We start from the raw sequence: 21,051 nt of genomic DNA on the forward strand, positions 1-21,051 counted from the left end.
ATTACCGCTCAGTCAGTGATCTCGTAATTCGCGGGGTCGAGCAGTGGCTCTCTCTGCCTTGAGGGCAGCCATGACCTGGGTGAGGCGCTTGTCGCTGACCGTGTGGCCGTCGGCGCGGATGGCTGCGGCGACGCTTTCGCGCGTTTGCTTCCCGTCGATCTGTCTGCCGATGGCGATCAGCTGGTCCAGTTCAGCGGAAGCCGGGCGGCCGACTCGGCGGGATGATACGTAGAGGCGGGCGCGGAAGGGCGCTTCGTGGAGGACGAGCAGCGCGCGGACGCCGTAGGCGATGAAGCCGTCGATGACGAGCGGGAAGAGGTACGTCAGCAGCCCGCGCACGTGGATCGCGACGGCCATCTGCTGGAGGGCGTCGTAGGAGAGGGCGCATCCGGCCGTGCCGAGGGCGAGTATCGCGGTGCGGTCCCAGCCGGTCGCCTGGTGCATCGTGGTGGGGAGGGTGAGGGTGGTCAAGCGGGGGTGCTCCATGGGTGGTTGGGACGGGGTCGTTCACGACGTTCACGGAGGGGGCGTACACGCGAGCCCCCTTCTAAAGGGGGGCTCGCGCGTGAACGCTTGGGCGCGTGTACGGCGTGTACGGTCGCGTGAACGTCTGACATGCGGTTTTGCTCTGGACGTGTACGCCTGCGGGGCAGCGTGGGCGGGGTCGTGCCCTGAGGGCGCGTGTACGCCCCCGTGTACGGTCCGGCCGCTCCGGCGGCGGGGTTAGGAGACGGCGCCGATGTGGCGGACGGAGGCCCGGTAGCGGGCTTGCTGGCCACCTCCGGCGCCTCCTGCCGCGCCTTCGGCCTTGGCCGCGAGTCCGGTCGTGACGAGGCGGTCCAGGGTGCGCCTGGCCTTCTCGGTGGCGGCACGGTCGGGGTTGGTCTGGCCGCTCTGGATGACCGCGAGTTCGCGGACGGTCAGTCCGTCGGGGCGGGTGCGCAGCAGCTGGGCGGGGTCGAGCGTGGGGTCGACCTTCGAGGTGCCGCGATCGTGGTCGTGGATGACCTGGAGCGGGCCGATTTCGCCGGTCGGGTGCTTGAGGTGGTGCAGGGTGACGGCGAGGTCGCCGGGTTCTCCCGCGACGAACAGGACGCTGCCCGTGCCGGAGGTGTACCAGGTGGAGCCGTAGACCCGGTCCAGCGAGGGCTTCTGGGCACGTGGGGCGCCCTCGGTGGCCTTGCGCTGGTGGTACAGCTCGATGACCTCGGCGTCGTTGCGTATCGCCCGCTGACGGGCGTTGTTGTAGGCACTGGCGAGTGCGTCGTCGACGAGGGTGCTCACCGCGTCCTTGAGGCTGTCGATCACGATGGTGTCGGCCTGGTGTGTGGCGGCGAGGTCGGCGAGGAGGTCGGGCTCCTTGTCCAGGGTCGCGGGCAGCGGGCCCTGCCAGACCGCGAGGCCGTCACGCAGGCGCGTCTCGTGCTCGGGGCGGACCCGGCGGGCCAGGGCGCGGGCGATCTGCCTGTGCCGGTCCAGCGCCAGGTACCTCTACATGGAGGTCAAGCGGCACCTGGACTGGTTCGCGGAGAAGGAGCCCGACGGGCTGCTGTTCATAGGGGAGAAGGGTGCGCCGTTCCGGCGCACGACCTTCGGCCGGAAGTGGGCCAAGGCTCGCGCGAAGGTCGGCCTGCCGAAGGACTTCCGCTTCTACGACCTGCGCCACACCGGGCACACCCTCTCCACCCAGTCCGGCGCGACCCTCAAGGACACGATGGTCCGCGCCGGCCAGTCCTCGGAGAAGGCCGCGATGATCTACCAGCACTCGGACGACGAGCGTCAGCAGGAGGTCGCCGGGGGCATCGACGCCAGGGTGCGCGCTGCCCGCGACAAGGCAGCGGTAAAGAGATCGGCGAGGGGCGCCTGACGATCGGTGGGTGAGGGGAGGGAGGCGTCACGCCTTCCTCCCCTCACCGGCTCGCTGGGTGCCGTTGGGCCCGAACAGCAGCGGCGGCGCTCGTCGATGGCCCGTGTACGGCCGTGCTGTGTCGAGAGGAAACCTGGCGCTCAGGCACGCCTCCATGCGTCGAGGAAGGCTTTCCGTTCAGCCGGATCCGCTGATTTGTGGTCCGCGTGCAGGACGCGCCAGGCGGTGAGTTCGAGGTCCCGGAGCCACAGCTCGCCGATGACCTGCGTCTTGAGGTCGGGGAGGTGGTCGGACTCGGCGAGTGCCTGGCCGATGACCTCTCCGGCTGCGACGCGCTGGGGCGGGGTCATCTCGTCGACAGCCGAGAGGATCTGCCCGGCCAGACCGGTGCCTTCTCCGGCCAGCGAACTCAGCACGAATGTCTTGATGTTGGCGGGCAGCAGGTAGAGGGAGCCCGAGGACCTCCACAGGTCCGACCAGAAGCGTTCTCCGGCCTCGGTGGGAGCGGGGAGCGCCGCCAGCAGTCCGAGGAGGTGCGCGGTGGCCGCGTACCCGTCGGAGTGGGCGGATGCGACGACGGCGATGTCGGCGACGCGCTCCACGTCGATTCGGCCCGCTTCGAGGCGCGGGTCCAGTCCCAGTCGCTGTTCCAGCTGGTGGGAAAGGGGGGCGGCTGCGTGGGAGCGGAACTCGGGAAGCATCGGCGGTCCTTGAACGTAGGAGAGCGGAGAGGCCCGTTCGGAGGACCCTGATCGTTCCCATGGCCCGCCGACTTACACGGCTTCCACGGCCCCAGTTGGTGGCAGGCTCCCAGGACCGGAACCACGGGGCGGCTGAACAGGCCACCTTCGGCGGTGCCGGCCCGGTGGTCCGAGGCAGGCCTCGGACCCTGCTGCTGCGGGGGCTCCTAGCATGAGCACATGGTTGCCAGTGACGCTCAGCAGTCCGAGGCAGGAAGGGAAGCAGTGTCCCGCGACGACATCGAAACCGGCGGTGTGTCTTCCGCACCGACGGTCGGAGGATGCGAGGCAAGTGGTCCTCCCTCCGGATCGCACCGTGACAAGGCCGCCGAGGACTTCCACCCGGTTGCCGACCTGGTCGAGCGGGCGGCCGAGCTGGTCGAACCGATCAAGCCGAAGCTACGGGGCTGGCTTCACGCCGGCATGGTCCCCGCATTGCTGGGCGCGGGCATCGTCCTCATCTGCCTGGCAGGGACACCGCAGGCAGTCTTGGCCTGCACCGTGTACTCCGTCACCGCCTGGATGCTGTTCGGGACGAGCGCCGTCTACCACCTCGGCACGTGGGGACCACTCGGTGAGGCCGTTCTGCGTCGCCTCGACCACGCCAACATCTTCCTGATCATCGCCGGCACCTGCACCCCGCTCGCCGTACTCCTCCTCCCCCCTGACCAGCGGTCCGTCCTGCTGTGGATCGTGTGGACGGGCGCTCTGGCCGGCATCGCCTTCCGTGTCCTGTGGGTCGGAGCTCCCCGCTGGCTGTACACCCCCTGCTACCTGGCCCTGGGCTGGGCACCGGTGCGTTACCTGCCCGACTTCCTGGACAGGGGTGGGGCGCTCGTACTCGCCTTGATCGTGACCGGCGGGCTTCTCTACAGTGCGGGCGCGGTTGTCTACGCCCTTCAGCGCCCCGACCCCTCACCCCGCTGGTTCGGCTTCCACGAGGTCTTCCACGCCCTGACCGTGGCAGCCTTCACCGCGCACCACATCGCCATCTCCTTCACCGTCTACTGAGCACGGCAATGTTCTGCCCGGGGCTGCTGTCGCCCTGGGGCGGGCGAGTTGCCGGCTGGCTTCGGGTCAGGGTGCGAGGGGGCGGCGGAGGGAGAGGTAGTAGTTGCCGACGGCGGACCGGTAGCGGTGGTCAGCCGTTTCGCTGTCGGTGGTGAACTGGGGAGCGGCTTTGATCTCTTCCCGGGTCCCTGAAACCTTTACCGTCCGTGTTTCGGTGTCGATGCCGGCGACGGCGCCGGCCGGGATCAGAATGCTCTTGCCGAACACCCACACGCCGGTGTCGACGACCAGGTGTTGCATGCCGGGCTGGTCCTGCTGGCGGTCCACGTGCCCGATGGTTCCGTCAGCCGCCTCAACCGTGAACCCCACCAGTGACTGCCGGGACGTGTAGCCGCTGTCCTGCGCGTACATCCACACACCGCTCACAACCCCGTCTCCTCACTCTCCGCTCGAAGGCGGCGGCCACAGCCACACCGCCGGCTGACTCGTCCATCCCCATGCCCCGGTGCTTGCCTCGCAACCGGGTCCTCAGAGGATTCCGGGCGCGCGTGCTATGCCGGTGGCCGGGCAGCGTCCCCGGGTAGGGCCGATGCCTGCTGTTCGAGTGAACCAGTCAGGCAGCGCGGCCTGCGCGGGCAGCAGCAGCCACCTGGCGTGCGGGTCCTCGGGCAGGGTTGAGGACGGTCGGCCCCGCGGGTTTCTCGGATCTGTGCCGGCCGTGGTCACAGGCTGCGACCCCAGATGGATGGCTTCGACGAGGCAGTGGGGGCCGACCGTAAGGCCTCGGGCGCTCGGAAAGAGCGTCAGGGAGCAGTTCTCGTGGAGGGGCCGGTCCCACGGTGTCGGAGGAGGAGAGGAGCGGTCATGCCCCCAACCGAGGAGCGAGATCCAGGCGCCCATCAGGGACGCGCCGGCGGAGAGCAGCTGGTGGAGTCAGGGTCGTGGCGCCCGTCACCAACCGCGGCGACGCCATCGGCCTGCTCGAACTCTTCCTGCCGGATCACCCCGACGACTTCGCGATGAGGCAGATCGGCGCGACCGCTCACGCCCTGGCCTACATCGTGATCGCCAATCGGTCCTTCACCGACGTCTACCAATGGGGTCGCCGTACACGGCCCCTGAACCTGGCCGCCGAGATCCAGCACCGACTCCTGCCCACCTCACTGGCGTGTGAGGCAGCCCAGTTCACGGTCGCCGGAGCGCTGGAACCGGCCACGCACGTCGGCGGTGACACCTTCGACTACGTCGTCGACCGCGACACCATGCAACTCTCCGTCACCGATGCCATGGGCCACGACGTGGAAGCCGCGCTACTCGCCACCCTCGCAGTGGGCGCCCTTCGCAGGGCCAGGCGTGCCGGCGCCGAGCTCGAAGTACAGGCCTTGGAGGCCAACCGGGCCGTCATCGACCACGGCAGGCGGGGCTTCGTCACCGGGCAGCTGCTGCGCATCAGCCTGCTCGACGGGACCACCCAGTTCGTCAACGCCGGGCATCCCTGGCCCCTGCGCCTCAGGCGGGAAAGGGTCGAGCAGATGGTTCCCGAGGTCGATCTCCCCTTCGGTATCCAGCCACGTACCGCCTATCGGGTGCAGCGGCTGGACCTGCAGCCGGGTGACCGCCTCGTGATGCTCACCGACGGCATGCTCGAGCGCCGCGCTGTGGAGGTCGATCTGCCCTCCCTGGTTGTGCGCACGGGCGATCTCCACCCCCGCGAGGCCTCCCGTGCTCTGGTCGCCGAGATTCTGCGCGCGCATGGCGGCCGTCTCCAGGACGACGCGACGGTCATGTGCCTGGACTGGCACGGTACCCACCAGGTCACACGCAGCGCTGACGCCGGGGCGGACCTGGCGGAGGCGTCCGCACCCGAATAGCACTCCTTCGACGACCGAGGCCCGTCGATCCCGACGGGCACACTCGGGTCAGGCCGAGGACGGCGGCGCGGATGATTCGGCGGCGCGGCGGTACTCGGCGTTGATGCGCTGGGCTTCCTCGAGCTGGTCTTCGAGGATGATGATGCGGCAGGCGGCCTCGATGGGGGTGCCCTGGTCGACGAGTTCCCGGGCGCGGGCGGCGATGCGGAGCTGGTAGCGGGAGTAGCGGCGGTGGCCGCCCTCGGAGCGGAGCGGGGTGATCAGGCGGGCTTCGCCGATAGCACGGAGGAAGCCCTGGGTGGTGCCGAGCATGGCGGCGGCCCGGCCCATGGTGTAGGCGGGGTAGTCGTCGTCGTCGAGACGGCCGAACGAATCGTCTGCTGTCATTGAACCTCTCTCATGGAACGCATGGAGGGGCCCTGGTGCCGTACGGCACCAGGGCCCCGAAGGAACTACTACACCATCTGTCGGCCCTGATACTGCGCCGACCCTGTGTTTCCGCCGACCCGGCCGACATGCTGCCGGGAGTGCGGGGATCGCGGTTGCTTGACCGGAGACCACCTCACTATCGATGTCCTGCGGTACCCGGACTCAAGGCTTCCGCCCGGGCGATCCTGATGGTGCTCGGCTCCTCCGTTCTTCCCTCGGTGATCAACTACTTACTGCTGGTACTGCGGTACTGCGTACTGCTCAGTGGCCTGACCCAGCGCCACTCTTCGGCAGCCAGCCCCGTTGCCCATCCTGCGTCTGCTCTGGCTTAGAACCCCACTGCCGAACTTCCCGGTGCGCGCGTCCGCAGCCGACGCCTTCACCGAGGTGCTGCTCACTACTTCACTGCTGGGTACTGCGAACTGCACTTACAGGTAGTGCCACTGCGTAACTGCTGGTACTGCTCACGGCGGCCCCTGATGACTGCGGGCCACCCGGTCCGGTCGTCAGTCCCGTCGCCGTCTTGCAACAACCCTGGCTTCGGAACTCCACCACCGCACCGTCTTGCGAACTGCAACTGCGGGTACTGCTGCCCGGCAGTTCGTCTCTGCCAGGGCCTGCTGTCTCTCTGGGCTACGAGAGAAACCATAACCACGCCACAGCCCAATGTCTACTTCGGTCGCCATAGATTTTCGTGTGGCGGGTGAGGAGGTAATCGACCCCGAACGCACGGTCGCTCCTGTCGATGCGCAGCACAGGGAGCAGCTGGGGGCGGTCAACGGTGTGTGCCTCATCGAGGGCCAGAGCAACGGTCGAGAGCGTCGCGGCACACCGGAAACGGTGTCCTGGAGGATGGAAGAATCGTTTTGACGAACGTGACGGACGATCATTGGACGGACTCCAGCCGCGGCGCACAGGCCGGCAGCGGCAAGCGCAGAGCGGTTGGCCGTCTTCCGGTACAAGCGCGCCGAAGGCCTTCCCGTAGCCCGGCACACGCCCGTGGCCGGATTCCCGGAGAACCCCCGGACCAGGACACACCCCTGTACACGCAGCTTGCCGAGGAATGGGCTGCCCGCGGCGCCGCCGTCCCCGGCCTCCCCGACCCGCTGTGGCAGCGTCTGGCCTCTTCCGAACACCTCAGGCGCGAGACGGAAAGCACCTTGCGCCAGCTCCACCTGGCGGGGGAGGCCCGCCCCGTGGATGGCTCAGCCGAGTCGGTTCAACCGGAGGCACTCCCGTGAACCACGCTGCACTGGTGTGCCGGGGCTGCTTCGGCAACCTCTACGCCGTCTCCACCGACTGCGCCCCCGCCGCACCCTTGCCCACCTGGGAAGTCGACCACGACCACACCCCGGCCGACTGTCCCCTGCGCCCTCTCCTGCCGCTGGAAGGTGCGGCCGCTCACGTCCACGAGCTACCCGACGCCGACCACGTCCTGACCGAGCCGGCCTGACACGATCCCGGCTCGTCACCACCGCGCTCCGGCTCGCTGGCACGGTCACCTCCATGAGGCGCCGCGCGGACCGCTGCGGCATCCAGGCCGGCTGGCCCATGGCCGAACGTTTCGCCCCGAGCGTCACCCTATTGCCGGCCCGTCTGTTTGGGAGGGATCCCACCGGTCATACGGGGTTCTGTAAGACCTTTCCATCGAACAGGGAGTGATCAGCTGTGTCTGGTGAGCAGAAGGCCGAGGCGAAGGGCGAGCAGGCCAAGGGCAAGCTCAAGGAGACCGCTGGCCGTCTGACGGGCAATGAGCGGATTACCGCCGAGGGCCGCGCGGAGCAGGCCAAGGGCGATGCCCGCGAGGCCAAGGAAAAGATCAAGGACACCTTCAAGCACTGACCCCTCGTGTGCACGGGGCCGGGACCGCAGGAGCGGTCCCGGCCCCGTTGCATGTCCGCGCGCAGCCGGCTCCGGTCAGGCGGCGGCGCGCTGAGGCCGGCGCAGTTGCGCCTGTCCGAAGAGGAGTGCGTAGTCGTCGGGGAGTCGCTGGAGGACGCGGGCAAGGAGGTCGGGTCCGGCGAGCGCGGTGACGGTGGCGAGTACGGCGCCGGTGTCCCAGCGGGCGATGGCCGGGCTCACGCCGGTTCGTGCGGCCAGGTCCTTGACGAAGCCCCAGCCGGTGAGCTGCTCGGTATCGGGGATCTGGGCGGTCAGGGTGAGGGCGGCTTCGACGGGCAGGCACTGGGCGAGGTCGACGCGCTCGTCACCGGTGACCTGCCGGCCGAGCGCGGCAAGCACGGTGCGGACGGCTTCTTCCGCGCGTTCGCGGGTGGGGTAGGCGCCCTCGTAGCGGACGCGTTCCAGCATCTGGTCGAACGTCATGGCGGGGGTGGGCCGGTCCGGTCGAGGCTGGTCGTACATGGTGCTGCGGTTGCCTTTCTCTTCGAAGGTTCGAGTTCCGGCCGTCGGCGCCGGTCAGATGGGCTGGGGGTGCCCGAAGAGGAGGTCGTAGCCGGGCGGGAGCTGGATCAGGACCTCGCGCATGAGGACGTCACCCGCCGCTGCGGCCACGGTGGAGAGGACCGCGCCGATGTCCCACAGGGCCGTCTTCTCGGTGGCGCCCTCGATCCAGGCCGCGGTCGCGCGGACGAAGCGTTCGGGTGAGAGCGGTTCGGCGGCCTGCAGGGGATTCAGAAGGATCAGGGCGTACGTCTCGGGGAGCCGGGCGGCGAGCTCGGCCCGCACGGTGCCGACCAGGTGCGCGCCCAGTAGGGCCAGGACGACGTGCGCCGCCCGTTCGGCTTCCGGCAGGGTCGTGTACTCGCCGCGTTCCTGGACGTGGGCCAGGAACGCCTCCCTGCGTATCGACATCACGTCACCTCCGGGGAGGGGTGAAGGGGCGAGGGGCGCGGAGGACGGGGTGCCGGAGGGGGATCGGTTCCCCGTCCTCCGCCGCTTTGGGGCCGATCAGCCGGAGATCTGCTTGCGGCCGGATTCGCCGCCGATGCTGATCTTCCGCGGCTTGGCGCGCTCGGCGATCGGGATCCGCAGGGTCAGGACGCCCGCGTCGTAGTCGGCTTCGATGTGCTCGGTGTCGAGGGTGTCGGCCAGCATGATCTGGCGGGAGAAGACGCCCAGGGGCCGCTCGGAGAGCTCCATCTGCACTCCGTCGGACTTCCCCGTGGGCCGACGCTCGGCCTTCACCGTCAGCATGTTCCGCTCGACGTCGATGTCGATCGCCTCGGTGCTCACGCCGGGGAGGTCGAAGGCGATCACGTACACGTCGCCCTGACGGTAGGCGTCCATCGGCATCACCGACGGCTTCGACCACGTGCCAGACGCACCCGACAGCTGCTGGACGATCCGGTCCATCTCGCGGAACGGGTCGGTGCGCATCAACATCGCGAAACACCTCCAGTTGGTTCAGGCAGAAACTGCCAATGCGCTTCAACGTGCCTCCGTTGTAACATGTCATCGAAACGATGACAAGTAAGCAGTCATCTGGAGGATGACAAGCCAACGGAGAGTCCCATGAACGAGGCCGAACGCGAGGCCACCCCACCGCCCACCCAGGTCCCCTTCCTCGCCGCCGCGGCGGCGCTGGAGACCATCGACCAGGCCCTGCGGGACGCGCAGCGACCCTCCGCAGCACCAACGACGGCCCCGACGGGGCGCGCGCCGGACCCGGGTCCACACCCGGCCCTGGCCGCGCTGTTGCTGCTGCGCGAGGTCCGCGAGCAGCTCGCCGACTGGGAGAGCGGGCTGATCGAGACCGCCCGCGGGCGGGGCGCGAGCTGGGCCGACCTCGCGGGCCCGCTCGGGGTCGCCAGCCGCCAGGCCGCAGAACGGCGCTACCTGCGGCTGCGCCCGGGAGCGGTCGGGAGTACCGGCGAGCAGCGCGTCCAGGCCATGCGCGACACGCGCGCCGCCGACCGCACGGTGACCGCCTGGGCCCGCGACCACGCGGCCGACCTGCGCCGTCTCGCCGGCCAGGTCACCGCTCTGACCGGTCTCCCCGACGGTGCCGAGGGCGCCGTCGGCGACCTGAACCTGGCCCTCGCCGACGACGACGCCGCCCGCCTCGTCCGCCCTCTGATCGACACCCGTGCCCACCTGCGACCCGAGGACACCGAGCTCGCCGAACGCATCGACGCCCTGACCCGGCACACCGACCGGCTCCGCCAGGAAACCCACGACCAGCGCAGCACCTGACCCGCCCCTCCCCCGAACCGCCGACCGGACCACGGGCTCCGGGGGCCAGGCCGGCGGCAACGCCATCGCCGTGGAAGTCCTGGAGCACGCCGTTGCCATCAGGCCCTCGGGCGAGATAGACATCGAGACGGCCCCCGCCCTGCGGTTCGCCCTTGCCGAAGCCCTCACCCACGCCTCACCGGCCAAGCCCGTGACGGTCGACTGCAGCCGCGTCTCCTTCTGCGACTCCTCCGCGCTCAACGCACTCCTCGCCGCCCGGCGCGCAGCACAGGAGACCGGAACCGTCGTACGCCTGGCAGCCCCCAACCACCAGCTCCTGCGCCTCCTGGAGATGACCGGCACCCTGCCCCTCTTCCCCGCGGACCACGACCCGCCGCCCGGCGACCGCTCTCCGGAGGGATGGCCGGACGGCCTGCCTCACTAGGCACACAGGTCGCGTACGGGCGCCGCCCGGGTCACCGGCGGGGACGGTCGCCTTCCGGGGCCAACCCCCTGGCGCCGACCAGGACCGAACCCTCGGGCCACCCTCGCTGAGGTGGGCTGGAGTGGGGGTGACACTGCTTCGGCGCCAGCCGGTCCGAAGTTTGGCGTGCTCGCGGAACGTCTGCTTCGCATGGCGCAGGACCCGGCCGGTGTGGCTACGGGGCCCCGGCCGGGTCCTGCTTGCGTGGGGCAACCGTCGTCGTACCCCACGTGCACTGTCACATGTGCCCGGTTGCGCGTCCTGCTGGGTGCAGCGGGTGGGTGACCCGGTGGGCAGTACGGCGGCGTCGGCGTGCGCGGCTCCTGCTCTGCCCTGACCATGGGCCCGTACTGTCCCTCCCCCTGTCCGTCAGGAGTCTCTCGTGCTGGAACGCGCCGTGCGCAAGAACCGCGCCAAGGTCACTTTCGTTCTGCCCGCCGACACGCCTGCGGCCGAGGTGAGCGTGGTCGGCGACTTCAACGACTGGTGTCCCGGCGTGCACCCTCTTACCCTCCGCAAGGACGGCAACCGCGCGGTCACCGTTGAGCTGCCCACCGGCAGCAACCATTCCTTCCGCTACCTGGCCGCCGGCGACTACTGGTTCAACGACGACACCGCCGACGAGCAAGACGGCCCCAACAGCCGTCTCCGCACCTGATCGCGTTTGGCAAGTGCTCTCCGATGCCGGCTTCCAGAAGATCGCTACCGCCGGCGAAGGTGCGCACCTGATCCGGCATGGCTGCGGCGTCATGGTCGGTTGGCTTCCGGCGGGACACGCTGCCGCGAGTAGTGGGCGAATAAGTCCGGGCAGCCGCCGTCCTGGGCGATGAAACCGAGCTCTTCTCCGCGTTCAACCTTCACGACGAGGCCTCCCACTCCATGCGGAACGCGGAGGGTAATCGCCCTGGTTCGTGACTAGCCGGGCCGCCTCCACGAGAGTGCCGTGGTCGACGAGCTCCCGGACGCGGGCGGCGGTGCGCAGCTGGGTAGCGGGAGCAGTGGCGGAGGAACGCCGGCGAGCGGAGCGGGTGATCAGACAGGCCTGGAGAGGTAGAGGGGGGCGGAACGAGGGGAGGGGCCCCGGTGCGTTCAGCACCGGGGCCCCGAAGGAACTGCTACACCATCTGCCGGCCCTAGTCCTGCGCCGGCCTACTGTCTCCGCCGACCCGTCCGAACGGGAACAGGCTGTGCGGGGATCGCGGTTGCTCGACCGGAGACCACCTCGCTATCGATGTCCTGCGGTACCCGGACTCAAGACTTCCGCCCGGGCGATCCTGATGGCGCCTCAACTCCTCCGTTCTTCCCTCGGTGATCAACTGCTTACCAAACGGGAGAGACTGCAACTGCGGGTTACTGCGCTTACTGCTGTACTGCGGGAACTGCACTCATTGCGGTACTGCGTACTGCTGGTGGCCTGCTTCAGCGCCACTTTTCGGCAGCCAGCCCCGTTGCCCGTCCTGCGTCTGCTCTGGCTTAGAACCCCACTGCCGAACTTCCCGGTGCGCGCATCCGCAGCCGACGCCTTCACCGAGGTGCTGCTCACTACTTCACTGCTGGGTACTGCTCATGGCGGCCCCTGATGACTGCGGGCCACCCGGTCCGGTCGTCAGTCCCGTCGCCGTCTTGCAACAACCCTGGCTTCGGAACTCCACCACCGCACCGTCTTGCGCACTGCAACTGCGGGTACTGCTGCCCGGCAGTTCGTCTCTGCCAGGCCCTGCTGTCTCTCTGGGCTACGAGAGAAACCATAACCACGCCACCACTCAATGTCTACTGCGGCCGTCATAGATTTTCGTGCCCGCCGAGGAGAGCTAGACGTTCGCGGTCGGACTGGATGCGCAGAGCAGCCTGCACAGCAGGTCAGGGGCTCGGGCCCCGTGTCCTGTGCGGCCATACCGGTGGATTCGGCTGGCCCATGGTCACCGCATCGCCCGAGCAACCGGTGTCGTCACCCGTCGGGCCTCCGGCGGGAAGGCGGTGAGTGCACTTCTCGACCGGTAGTGCTACCGGTCGAGGGGACGGGACGACTGGTGCATAAAATCGGCTCTCATGTCGAAGCCTGACGAGCTGCTCGTTGACGTTGCCACCCTGGTGGAGTCCGGGCAGAGCAATCAGATGTCCCTGACCGTGGTCACCGGTGGCGCTGTCATCACCGGTCGACTCGCACCCGAAGCCGTGTGGAGGCAGCGGGTGTCGGAGGTCCTGACGGATTCCGCCCGCCTGGGCGAGTTCGCCGCCATCTTCACCGCCACGACACCCCACGAGGGACCGCCCACTCATCTGCACTTCCATGTGGCCCGCATCCTTCAGGGCACGGTGGGGATCCCGGAGACGGGTGGGATGTATCGCGTCTCGATCGCGGATGTCAGTGCATGGACCATGGGCGACTTCAGCTACTCCGACCACTGACCCGACATCGCGTAAGAAACCCCTGGGTACGCAGGAGGGCCCGACCGGCGCGTGCCGGTCGGGCCCTCCTCGCTGTGTTCGGGTGTCGGCTCGCGCCGGTCCTGTCCGTCAGACGGTCACCGGGATGCCGAGCATCGCGGAAGCCTGCTGGAGCGGGCTGAGGACGCGCGTGGGCACGGCAGCCCGGGGGAGGCCGCGGCAGGTGAACCCGAGCTGGGTCATGGCCCGGAGGACTTCACCGGCGCTGAAGTCGCGGCGGTCCTGGCGCGTGATGACCTGACCGACCTGCTTGACGGGGTAGGTACGGCGCCCGATGATCACGGACTCGCCGACGACCTGCTCGGGCTTGATGCCCTTCATCGACTCCAGGACACCGCTCTTGGTCAGGTCGAACGGGAAACGGGCGATGACACAGCGCATGTTGCCTCACAGGAAGTAGAAGGGGACGGTCGTGCTGCCGTGAGGCGGTTCAGCGGGCCAGGGCGAGGACGCCCAGAGCGCTGCCCTGCTCGTCGACGACGGGCAGGGCAGCGAGTCGGCGGTAGCGCATCGCGTGCTCGGCTTCGGCCATCGTGGTCAGGGGCGAGGTGACCGGCCCGGGGTCGCCCAGGAGGTCGCGGAGACGGACCTGGTCCGTGTACGCCGCGCTGTCGCGGACGGTGGCGAGCCCGGCCTGGGTGACCAGCCCGGTGCACAGGCCGTCCTCGTCGCAGACGAGCAGATGACCCGCGCGGGCACTGGCCATGACAGCCAGGGCCACCTCGACCGTCATGTCGTCACAGACCTGTGGACCGGCCGCCTCCATCGTGTCGCCCACCGTCCGGTGCACAGGGTTGGCGTTCGCGGAGCGGGGCTGCATCTGGACCAGCGTCAAAACGTGCCTCCTGCAGAGATGGGTCAGTTTCCTGATCACGTGGTTCTCAGGCCGCCGCATCGAAGGCGGACTGCCGCACGCTCACACGCCGGACCGTCGAAGCGGGCCGACGCCTGCCACGGGAGGCCGTGCTGCGCTTGGCGCGTTCGACGACCGGTGCGGTGATGACGACGGGGATTCCGGAGGGGGCCTGGGCACCGGTGATCCGGTTCAGGGCCTCTTCGCCCGAGCGGACCTGGGTGGTCTGCGGGGTGATGCCCGCGGCCTGCATGAGGCGGGTCATGTCGCGGCGCTGGTTGGGGGTGACCAGGGTGACGACGCTGCCGGACTCGCCGGCGCGGGCGGTGCGGCCGCCACGGTGGAGGTAGTCCTTGGGGTCGGTCGGCGGGTCGACGTTCACGACGAGGTCGAGGTGGTCGACGTGGATGCCGCGCGCCGCCACGTTCGTCGCGACCAGCACGGTCACGTGACCGGTCTTGAACTGGGTCAGGGTGCGGGTGCGCTGGGGCTGCGACTTCCCGCCGTGCAGCGCGGCGGCCCGGACACCGCTGTTCAGCAGGTCCTCGGTCAGCCGGTCCACGGCGTGCTTGGTGTCCAGGAACATCATCACCCGGCCCTCGCGCGCCGCGATCTCCGTCGTCGTCCGGTGCTTGTCGGCGCCGTGGACGTGCAGCACGTGGTGCTCCATCGTCGTCACCGCACCGGCCGAGGGGTCCACCGAGTGCACGACGGGGTCGGTGAGGTAGCGCCGGACCAGCAGGTCGACGTTGCGGTCGAGGGTGGCGGAGAAGAGCATCCGCTGGCCCTCGGGGCGCACCTGATCGAGGAGGGCGGTGACCTGCGGCATGAAGCCCATGTCGGCCATCTGGTCGGCCTCGTCGAGGACGGTGATCGCGACCTGGTTCAGCCGGCATTCGCCACGGTCGATGAGGTCCTTCAACCGGCCGGGCGTAGCCACGACGACCTCCGCGCCTCCGCGCAGCGCTCCGGCCTGCTTGCCGATCGACATGCCGCCGACGACCGTGGTCAGGCGCAGCTTCACGGCGCGGGCGTACGGGGTGAGGGCGTCGGTCACCTGCTGGGCCAGCTCGCGGGTGGGGACGAGGACCAGGGCCAGCGGCTGGCGCGGCTCAGCGCGCTGTCCGGCGGTGCGGGCCAGCAGGGCGAGGCCGAAGGCCAGGGTCTTGCCGGAGCCGGTACGGCCGCGGCCGAGGACGTCGCGGCCCGAAAGGGTGTTGGGCAGGGTGGCTCCCTGGATCGGGAACGGCACGCTCAGGCCCTGCGCGCCGAGGGCAGCAAGCAGCTCCGCCGGCATGTCGAGGTCGGCGAAGGCCTCGACGGCGGGCAGCGCGGGAGTGATGGTCTTCGGCGGAGCGAACTCGCCCTGTACCGCTGCGGGTCGGCGGCCGTAGCCGCCCGAGCGGCGCGGACCTCCGGAACGGCTCGGGGCCGACGAGCCGAAGCGGCTGCCCCGCTCCGAACCGGCGGCAGCGCCGAAAGCGGGGCCGCCGGTGCGGCTGCGGGTGCGAGAGGAACGGTCGTTCGTACGTGTGCGGTTCATTCAGAACCTTTCCTTGATGCGGCGCGTATCAAGGAATTCCCGCAGCGAAACGCAGCGCAGGGAATCACAAGAACGGGCCGAATGGAATGCGAAAGCGACTCTGGCCGACAGAGATTCTGTACGGGCGCATGCGCTGAGATGAGGTGGCGTCACGGGGACGCGAAACCAAGAAATCGAGTCGGGTGAAGCGTCGAGCAGGCTGTAACCCTGAAATACTTCATCCCGCAGGTGACACCACTGCGGGAAATGCGTGCAGCTGGGGCCCGCACCCCGAGGGATGCGGGCCCCAGCTACGAAATGCGCGTCAGCGTCAGGCGGGAACGATGTTCTCGGCCGTCGGGCCCTTCTGGCCCTGCGCGATGTCGAAGGTGACCTTCTGGCCTTCCAGCAGCTCGCGGAAGCCCTGGGCGGCGATGTTCGAGAAGTGGGCGAAGACGTCGTCGCCGCCACCGTCCTGCTCGATGAAGCCGAAACCCTTGGCCGCGTTGAACCACTTCACTGTGCCAGATGCCATGTCATATCTCCTTTGGGGCAGTACACCAGCATCCGCACCATACGGACACCGTGTCGCCGCGATGATGCCCCGCCGGAAAATGACCGGAAATATGAAGCACTCGAATGTGGCGCGGAGCCGACTGGAGCGCTTGAAGTTTTTGGGTACCAAAACTGCAACCGAGACCGACAGTAGCACGCTGCAGCGGTTCGTGTGCGTTAAATATCTCCATCGTGTGCGGTGCAGAAAAACCCTCCCTGCGGGGTCCATTAAACTCTCTGGCCGCGGGGATAGATATTGATTGCCCCCGAGTGCAGCGTTTCGCGAGCAAGGGCGTCCGCCAGCTGCGACGTGCAGTCCAGGGGACGTGAGCCTGCGGGGTGGGTCCGCGGCGCCCTCCCGAAGGGATCAGCAGCTCGCAGGGCTCCATGGCGGTCTCGGGGGGCAACCACGGCAAGGCGGCGCGGCCAGCCCCGCGCTCGCTACACGTCTGTTCCGAAGCGCCTGACCGTCACTGCGGTCGTTCGCGGAGCCGATCTCGAAGGTGGAGGAGAACCTCGGTGTCGGCGATGTCGACCAGGGCTGCCAACAGGATCCGGATACGTACCTCATCGCCGTGGCGCACAGCCTGCACGATGGCCTCGACGGTGGCGGCCGCCTCGGCGGGAAGGCATGGTGGGCCGGCCGTGGCCCACACGTGAACGGCAGGACCATCCCTGCCCGGCCGCTCCGCCGGAGTGTCCTGCTCAGGGTCACTGCCTTCATCCATCGGCACCCGCGGGAACCTCCTGACGAGATGATCGGCTGAACGGTGATCTCCGGGACCATCTCGCTGGCGCGGCTGGACCATAAGCCCCCCGAGTCCCGGTGCGCCGCTCTCTTCGAGACTTGCATCAGTGGGGACCGGTGTGTGGAGCCTGTCCCGCTGGGAGGCGTGGCACTCTCGTCGCGAGCACCGTTGGCGGGGAAGGTGGCGTAGGTGATGGCTGAGCTGAAGTTCGAAACCGTCGTGTGCCCGCACTGCGCGGCCTGCCCGGCCACTGGGCAGGCCCGTACCATCGCCGCCGACCGGTGCCGGGTGACGGTGACGTGGCACCTCCCTTCCTGCCCGCACTACGCGGCCGATCGCGTGTTGGCGGGGAGAGAGGACTAGGCAGACCCGTCGAGGGTCTGAGCCAACCCCTCCGACCAACCGCCCCTTTTGGAAAGCGAATTCACGCGACGGAGACAGCGGTGTGATGCAGTTCATCGAGGACGTGTCTCGCGACGCGAGACCGGCGGGGGCTCGTGTGGTGCAAGTGGTGCGCGAAGAGCCCTCCGGCCAGGGAGTTCTTGCGAGTTGGGCACGCAGAGGGCACGGCGAGGGGTGAGAGGTCTAGACAACGACGAAGGCCCAGGTCGTTGACCTGGGCCTTCGCTCAAGAGCGGATGACGGGAATCGAACCCGCGCTATAAGCTTGGGAAGCTCATGTTCTACCATTAAACTACATCCGCACGGCGGGTCAGTTGCCTGGATCCCTGGCTTCGCTCACTCTACCTCATGATCGACCCCCGGCGAATCCGCCGCGGGGTCGCTGTCGTGTGTGGCGTACACCGGGGCGTGTGGGCACGGGAGTTGGGGCGTACCGTGTGGGTGCGGAGCGGCGGCTGGAGTGGGTGCCGATCATCCCCTAATGTGGCGATTCGTCGTAGTACGGCTCGTTGGGGAAAGGGACTCGATGGAGCACACCGTCGTCCGTTGTGCCGAAGGGCACGTTTTCAGTACCGCCTCCTTCCCGCTGCAGCACCTCGGTGCCGGCCGGATCGGGCCCGGGCGGCTGCTGCGGTGTCCGCGGTGTGCGCGGTTGCGGCACGCCGTGCCCGTGGGTGGCGCGAAGCGGTAGTCGCCGGGGCAGGCGCGCGGGTCGTCGCTCTCGATTGGGGGTGGCCCGCGCGCTCTGCGTATCCTCGGGACGTGCTTCTCTCTGATAAAGACATCCGGGCCGAGATCGACAGCGGACGGGTTCGCATCGACCCGTTCGAGGAATCGATGGTGCAGCCCTCCAGCATCGATGTACGTCTCGACCGGTTTTTCCGGGTGTTCGAGAACCACCGCTACGCCCACATCGATCCGGCGATCGAGCAGGCGGACCTGACCCGGATGGTCGAGCCGGAGGGCGACGAGGCGTTCATCCTCCACCCCGGTGAGTTCGTCCTCGCCTCGACGTACGAGGTCATCTCGCTGCCCGACGACATCGCCTCCAGACTGGAGGGGAAGTCCAGCCTGGGCCGCCTCGGCCTGGTGACGCATTCGACCGCCGGGTTCATCGACCCCGGGTTCTCGGGTCACGTGACCCTGGAGCTGTCGAACCTCGCCACCCTGCCGATCAAGCTCTGGCCGGGTATGAAGATCGGGCAGCTGTGCATGTTCCGGCTCAGCTCGCCCGCCGAGTTCCCGTACGGCAGTGAGCGCTACGGGTCCAGGTACCAGGGGCAGCGCGGGCCGACCGCCTCGCGCTCCTTCCAGAACTTCCACCGCACCCAGGTGAGGCACGAGGCATGAGCGACGTACGCGAGAACCTGACCTACGAAGGTTTCGGGCGCGCCGTGCGCGAGCTGGCCCAGACGATCGCCGACGACGGCTACGAGCCCGACATCATCCTGAGCATCGCCCGCGGCGGGGTGTTCGTCGCCGGCGGCCTGGCGTACGCGCTCGACTGCAAGAACATCCACCTGGTGAACGTGGAGTTCTACACCGGCGTCGGCACCACGCTGGAGATGCCGGTCATGCTGGCCCCCGTGCCCGAGGCGATCGACTTCACCGACAAGAAGGTCCTCATCGCCGATGACGTGGCCGACACCGGCAAGACGCTGAAGCTCGTCCACGACTTCTGCCTGGGCCACGTCGCCGAGGTGCGCTCCGCCGTCGTCTACGAGAAGTCCCACTGCCTCGTGAAGTGCGAGTACGTGTGGAAGAAGACCGACGAGTGGATCAACTTCCCCTGGTCGGTCGAGCCGCCCGTCGTCAAGCGTGAGGGCCAGGTCCTCGACGCCTAGGCCGTCGGCATGCAGAGGGCCCGCCGCGCGGACAGTGCGCGGCGGGCCCTTTCGTGTGCGGGGGCGGGGTGGGACGGGGCTAGATCGTGCCCAGCTTGATGATCGACAGCAGTGCGACCAGCTGGATCGCGGACGCGCCCAGGGCCTTCGGCCACGGCAGGTCGTGCGACTTGCTGATGAGCGAGGTGAACAGGGCTCCGGCCGCCACCCACGTGGCCCAGCCCAGCACCTGTACGACCATGTTGTCGCCGCCGAGGAACACGGCGAACAGCAGGCGCGGTGCGTCCGTGATGGACATGACCAGCATCGACAGGCCCACCGTCGGCTGCCACGAGCCGTCGCCGCCCAGCTGGCGGGCCAGAGTGTGCGTGACCGCGCCCAGGATCAGGCCGCAGATGACGAAGGCCACGCCGGCGGACAGGACGATCGGGACGGCCTTCGGCACGGTCGCGTTGATGACGTCCTCGCGGGCGTCGTCGAGGCCGAAGACCGCGAGCAGCCCGTAGAGGAAGGTCACGATCAGGGCGGGGCCCCAAACCGCGTAGTCGCGCATCTGCAGGAAGGTCTGCCCAGGCCGCGTCACGATGCCGCGGAGCAGTTCCTTCCACGGCAGCCGCGGCCCGGACGGCGCCGCCGAGGCCGCGCCCGCCTGGTAGGTCGCGCCCTGGCCGTACGGGTCCTCGCCGACGGCGAAGACCTGGGTGTGCCCCGGGTTGTCGTTGTAGCCCCCGCCCCCGCCCCCGTGGCCTCCGTGGCCGTACGGGGGCTGCTGCGCGTGCGGCTGCTGCTGCCCGTACGGGTCGAAGTACTCCGGCTCGCCGTGACCTCCCGCGTTCGGCTGCGGCCACTGCTGCTGCGGTGGCGGGCCGCCGACGGGAGGGTAGGGCGGCTGGCCGTACGGCGGCGGTTGCTGCTGCTGACTGTACGACTGCTGCTGCTGCGGGGGTTGTTGCGGAGAGCGGTTGTTGTCCCTGCCGCGTCCGATCCTGAATCCAGCCACGTGATCGAACGTACCTGGTCCGGCGAGCATCGGTGGACGGGCAGCCGGAACAGCCACCCTTTGCGGCTGACCTGTGACATCCCTTAGGGGATCCCGGAGGGGCTGCCCCCACCCCGAGTCCGATCTTGTCGCCTGTCCGGTTTACGAGGCTGTGTTGTGTTCTGCGGCTTTCCGTTACGTTCTCGACTGAATGCGCACATATCGGGTCCGTAGCTTCGTACTCGTCGCCGCCACGCAGGACGAACGAGCACGAACGAGCACGAGATACGAGACACGAGAAGAGCTCACACCATGCGCAACACTCGCCGAACCACCCTCCGCAGCGCCGCCGTCGTCGCCGGCGCGGCCACCGTCCTGGCCCTCCCCGCCGGATCCGCCCTCGCGGACTCGCCGGCCGTACCGGAGCCCCAGCCGTCGGCGGACGCGTTCGTACGGCCGTCCGTCGAGCCGGCCCCGAGCGTCCGCGCGTACGTCACCACCGTGAAGCTGGCGGACGGGACCGTCGCCAAGGTCTACAGGATCGGCGGCAGCCACTTCGAGGCGGACGTCTTCGCGGGCTCCACGAAGCTGGACACGCTGGTCAGCAAGGGCGGTGCCGCGTCGTACGGGCAGAACAACGGTCTGCACGCCGTGCTCCAGCCGAACGGCACCGTCACCTCCTGGATGGACGGCGCGCCGCAGCCGCAGCCGCAGCCGCAGCCGAAGAAGGAGATCAGGAAGGAGAGTTCGGTGCGGATCACCATGCCCGACGAGCGGATCGCCAAGCTCGTGGACGGCCCGAACGGCAAGCGCGTCGAGATCTCCACGCCGAAGGGCCGTGCCCTCGCCACGATCGACCTGCGGCGTCCGAGCGTCCACCACGACGGCTGGACGTACAAGCTGGTCCAGGACGGCAAGCGCGTGAAGTTCGTCGTCATCGACGGCAAGGGCGGCGGGAACAGCCGGGTGTACGACTTCACCGGCAGGCTGATCGAGAAGTGCACGGTCGACCCGGCGGGGTCCGGCACCCCGAGGCTGGTCGCCTCGGGCGGCGGCATGGCCGTGGCGGGTGCGGCCGGGCCGGGCTTCGCCGTGCTGAGCGGCCGGGGCTGAGCCCTTCCCGTCCCCGTACGACGGAACGGCCGGTCCCCCGGGCGGGGGAC

22 protein-coding genes, 1 tRNA gene and 4 pseudogenes are annotated in these 21,051 nt (G+C 69.0%); 12 read left to right on the forward strand and 15 right to left on the reverse strand.

Annotated elements, in window-relative coordinates; all coding sequences use genetic code 11:
- Positions 1-225: 225 nt before the first annotated feature.
- Together ACFY04_RS06310 and ACFY04_RS06315 are read right to left on the reverse strand one after the other, a co-directional pair.
- Positions 226-444 (reverse strand): annotated as a pseudogene (locus ACFY04_RS06310) (DUF2637 domain-containing protein); the annotation flags it as partial.
- A 279-nt stretch (positions 445-723) separates the two neighbouring features.
- A pseudogene (locus tag ACFY04_RS06315) lies at positions 724-1,488 on the reverse strand (helicase DnaB); the annotation flags it as partial.
- Here ACFY04_RS06315 and ACFY04_RS06320 point away from each other — a divergent pair.
- Positions 1,412-1,867, forward strand: a pseudogene (locus tag ACFY04_RS06320) (tyrosine-type recombinase/integrase); the annotation flags it as partial. The pseudogenes ACFY04_RS06315 and ACFY04_RS06320 sit on opposite strands and share 77 nt — an antisense overlap.
- Positions 1,868-2,007: 140 nt before the next feature.
- On the opposite strand, the gene ACFY04_RS06325 reads toward ACFY04_RS06320, so the two are convergent.
- Positions 2,008-2,568, reverse strand: a complete 561-nt coding sequence (locus ACFY04_RS06325; RefSeq protein ID WP_389114469.1) for a hypothetical protein — start codon at positions 2,566-2,568, stop codon at positions 2,008-2,010.
- Positions 2,569-2,832: 264 nt separating this feature from the next.
- Here ACFY04_RS06325 and ACFY04_RS06330 point away from each other — a divergent pair, with 264 nt between their 5' ends.
- Positions 2,833-3,618, forward strand: a complete 786-nt coding sequence (locus ACFY04_RS06330; protein WP_389114835.1) for a hemolysin III family protein — start codon at positions 2,833-2,835, stop codon at positions 3,616-3,618.
- A 66-nt stretch (positions 3,619-3,684) separates the two neighbouring features.
- On the opposite strand, the gene ACFY04_RS06335 is transcribed toward ACFY04_RS06330, so the two are convergent.
- Positions 3,685-4,029: a PRC-barrel domain containing protein gene (locus tag ACFY04_RS06335; RefSeq protein ID WP_389114471.1), complete on the reverse strand. Its 345-nt coding sequence runs from the start codon at positions 4,027-4,029 to the stop codon at positions 3,685-3,687.
- Between the two features lie 395 nt (positions 4,030-4,424).
- Here ACFY04_RS06335 and ACFY04_RS06340 point away from each other — a divergent pair.
- Positions 4,425-5,489, forward strand: a pseudogene (locus tag ACFY04_RS06340) (PP2C family protein-serine/threonine phosphatase); the annotation flags it as partial.
- Positions 5,490-5,537: 48 nt separating this feature from the next.
- Here ACFY04_RS06340 and ACFY04_RS06345 read toward each other — a convergent pair.
- Positions 5,538-5,876, reverse strand: coding sequence for a MerR family transcriptional regulator (locus ACFY04_RS06345; protein ID WP_030755667.1), 339 nt, complete (start codon positions 5,874-5,876; stop codon positions 5,538-5,540).
- Between the two features lie 1,279 nt (positions 5,877-7,155).
- Here ACFY04_RS06345 and ACFY04_RS06350 point away from each other — a divergent pair.
- Both ACFY04_RS06350 and ACFY04_RS06355 read left to right on the forward strand, forming a co-directional pair.
- Entirely contained in the window at positions 7,156-7,371 is a 216-nt protein-coding gene (locus ACFY04_RS06350; protein ID WP_389114473.1) for a hypothetical protein, read from the forward strand.
- Positions 7,372-7,586: 215 nt separating this feature from the next.
- Complete coding sequence (locus tag ACFY04_RS06355) at positions 7,587-7,760, forward strand: CsbD family protein (protein ID WP_389114475.1); 174 nt, start codon at positions 7,587-7,589, stop codon at positions 7,758-7,760.
- A 75-nt stretch (positions 7,761-7,835) separates the two neighbouring features.
- Here ACFY04_RS06355 and ACFY04_RS06360 read toward each other — a convergent pair whose 3' ends face one another.
- From ACFY04_RS06360 to ACFY04_RS06370, 3 genes are all read right to left on the reverse strand, one after another.
- Positions 7,836-8,282, reverse strand: a complete 447-nt coding sequence (locus tag ACFY04_RS06360; RefSeq protein WP_389114476.1) for a DUF2267 domain-containing protein — start codon at positions 8,280-8,282, stop codon at positions 7,836-7,838.
- Between the two features lie 54 nt (positions 8,283-8,336).
- A complete protein-coding gene (locus tag ACFY04_RS06365) occupies positions 8,337-8,732 on the reverse strand; it encodes a DUF2267 domain-containing protein (protein ID WP_389114477.1) in 396 nt (131 codons plus the stop codon).
- A gap of 96 nt (positions 8,733-8,828) precedes the next feature.
- Entirely contained in the window at positions 8,829-9,263 is a 435-nt protein-coding gene (locus ACFY04_RS06370; RefSeq protein ID WP_351147638.1) for an Hsp20/alpha crystallin family protein, read from the reverse strand.
- A gap of 129 nt (positions 9,264-9,392) precedes the next feature.
- Between ACFY04_RS06370 and ACFY04_RS06375 the strand changes: the two genes are divergently transcribed.
- From ACFY04_RS06375 to ACFY04_RS06390, 4 genes are all read left to right on the forward strand, one after another.
- On the forward strand, positions 9,393-10,073 hold the full coding sequence (locus ACFY04_RS06375; protein WP_389114478.1) for an HSP18 transcriptional regulator: 681 nt from the start codon (positions 9,393-9,395) through the stop codon (positions 10,071-10,073).
- Positions 10,074-10,143: 70 nt separating this feature from the next.
- Positions 10,144-10,497 carry an STAS domain-containing protein gene (locus ACFY04_RS06380; RefSeq protein ID WP_389114479.1) on the forward strand — a complete coding sequence of 118 codons (354 nt, stop codon included), beginning with the start codon at positions 10,144-10,146 and terminating at the stop codon, positions 10,495-10,497.
- Positions 10,498-10,918: 421 nt separating this feature from the next.
- The gene (locus ACFY04_RS06385) at positions 10,919-11,194 is read left to right on the forward strand and encodes an isoamylase early set domain-containing protein (protein WP_266594579.1); all 276 of its coding nucleotides are present in this window, start codon (positions 10,919-10,921) and stop codon (positions 11,192-11,194) included.
- Positions 11,195-12,585: 1,391 nt separating this feature from the next.
- The gene (locus tag ACFY04_RS06390; protein ID WP_030755669.1) at positions 12,586-12,945 is read left to right on the forward strand and encodes a hypothetical protein; all 360 of its coding nucleotides are present in this window, start codon (positions 12,586-12,588) and stop codon (positions 12,943-12,945) included.
- A 108-nt stretch (positions 12,946-13,053) separates the two neighbouring features.
- On the opposite strand, the gene ACFY04_RS06395 is transcribed toward ACFY04_RS06390, so the two are convergent.
- From ACFY04_RS06395 to ACFY04_RS06420, 6 genes are all read right to left on the reverse strand, one after another.
- The gene (locus ACFY04_RS06395; RefSeq protein WP_030755671.1) at positions 13,054-13,365 is read right to left on the reverse strand and encodes an SCO5918 family protein; all 312 of its coding nucleotides are present in this window, start codon (positions 13,363-13,365) and stop codon (positions 13,054-13,056) included.
- A gap of 49 nt (positions 13,366-13,414) precedes the next feature.
- Complete coding sequence (locus ACFY04_RS06400; RefSeq protein ID WP_389114481.1) at positions 13,415-13,819, reverse strand: CBS domain-containing protein; 405 nt, start codon at positions 13,817-13,819, stop codon at positions 13,415-13,417.
- A 46-nt stretch (positions 13,820-13,865) separates the two neighbouring features.
- On the reverse strand, positions 13,866-15,380 hold the full coding sequence (locus tag ACFY04_RS06405) for a DEAD/DEAH box helicase (protein WP_389114483.1): 1,515 nt from the start codon (positions 15,378-15,380) through the stop codon (positions 13,866-13,868).
- A gap of 310 nt (positions 15,381-15,690) precedes the next feature.
- Positions 15,691-15,894, reverse strand: coding sequence for a cold-shock protein (locus ACFY04_RS06410; protein ID WP_030647895.1), 204 nt, complete (start codon positions 15,892-15,894; stop codon positions 15,691-15,693).
- Between the two features lie 490 nt (positions 15,895-16,384).
- Positions 16,385-16,648 carry a hypothetical protein gene (locus ACFY04_RS06415; protein ID WP_389114485.1) on the reverse strand — a complete coding sequence of 88 codons (264 nt, stop codon included), beginning with the start codon at positions 16,646-16,648 and terminating at the stop codon, positions 16,385-16,387.
- Between the two features lie 648 nt (positions 16,649-17,296).
- Positions 17,297-17,367: transfer RNA gene (locus ACFY04_RS06420), tRNA-Gly, on the reverse strand.
- Positions 17,368-17,827: 460 nt separating this feature from the next.
- Between ACFY04_RS06420 and dcd the strand changes: the two genes are divergently transcribed.
- Both dcd and ACFY04_RS06430 read left to right on the forward strand, forming a co-directional pair.
- Entirely contained in the window at positions 17,828-18,415 is a 588-nt protein-coding gene (gene dcd, locus ACFY04_RS06425; protein WP_030009868.1) for a dCTP deaminase, read from the forward strand.
- Positions 18,412-18,909: a phosphoribosyltransferase gene (locus tag ACFY04_RS06430; RefSeq protein ID WP_389114487.1), complete on the forward strand. Its 498-nt coding sequence runs from the start codon at positions 18,412-18,414 to the stop codon at positions 18,907-18,909. Before dcd ends, ACFY04_RS06430 begins: the two co-directional genes overlap by 4 nt.
- Positions 18,910-18,988: 79 nt before the next feature.
- On the opposite strand, the gene ACFY04_RS06435 is transcribed toward ACFY04_RS06430, so the two are convergent.
- Positions 18,989-19,909, reverse strand: coding sequence for a Yip1 family protein (locus ACFY04_RS06435; RefSeq protein WP_389114489.1), 921 nt, complete (start codon positions 19,907-19,909; stop codon positions 18,989-18,991).
- A gap of 291 nt (positions 19,910-20,200) precedes the next feature.
- Here ACFY04_RS06435 and ACFY04_RS06440 point away from each other — a divergent pair, with 291 nt between their 5' ends.
- Positions 20,201-21,001 (forward strand): hypothetical protein, encoded by an 801-nt coding sequence (locus ACFY04_RS06440; RefSeq protein WP_389114491.1) that lies wholly within the window; start codon positions 20,201-20,203, stop codon positions 20,999-21,001.
- Positions 21,002-21,051 lie beyond the last annotated feature (50 nt).

It is taken from the genome of Streptomyces sp. NPDC001549 (assembly GCF_042894025.1).
Classification (GTDB): domain Bacteria; phylum Actinomycetota; class Actinomycetes; order Streptomycetales; family Streptomycetaceae; genus Streptomyces; species Streptomyces kutzneri.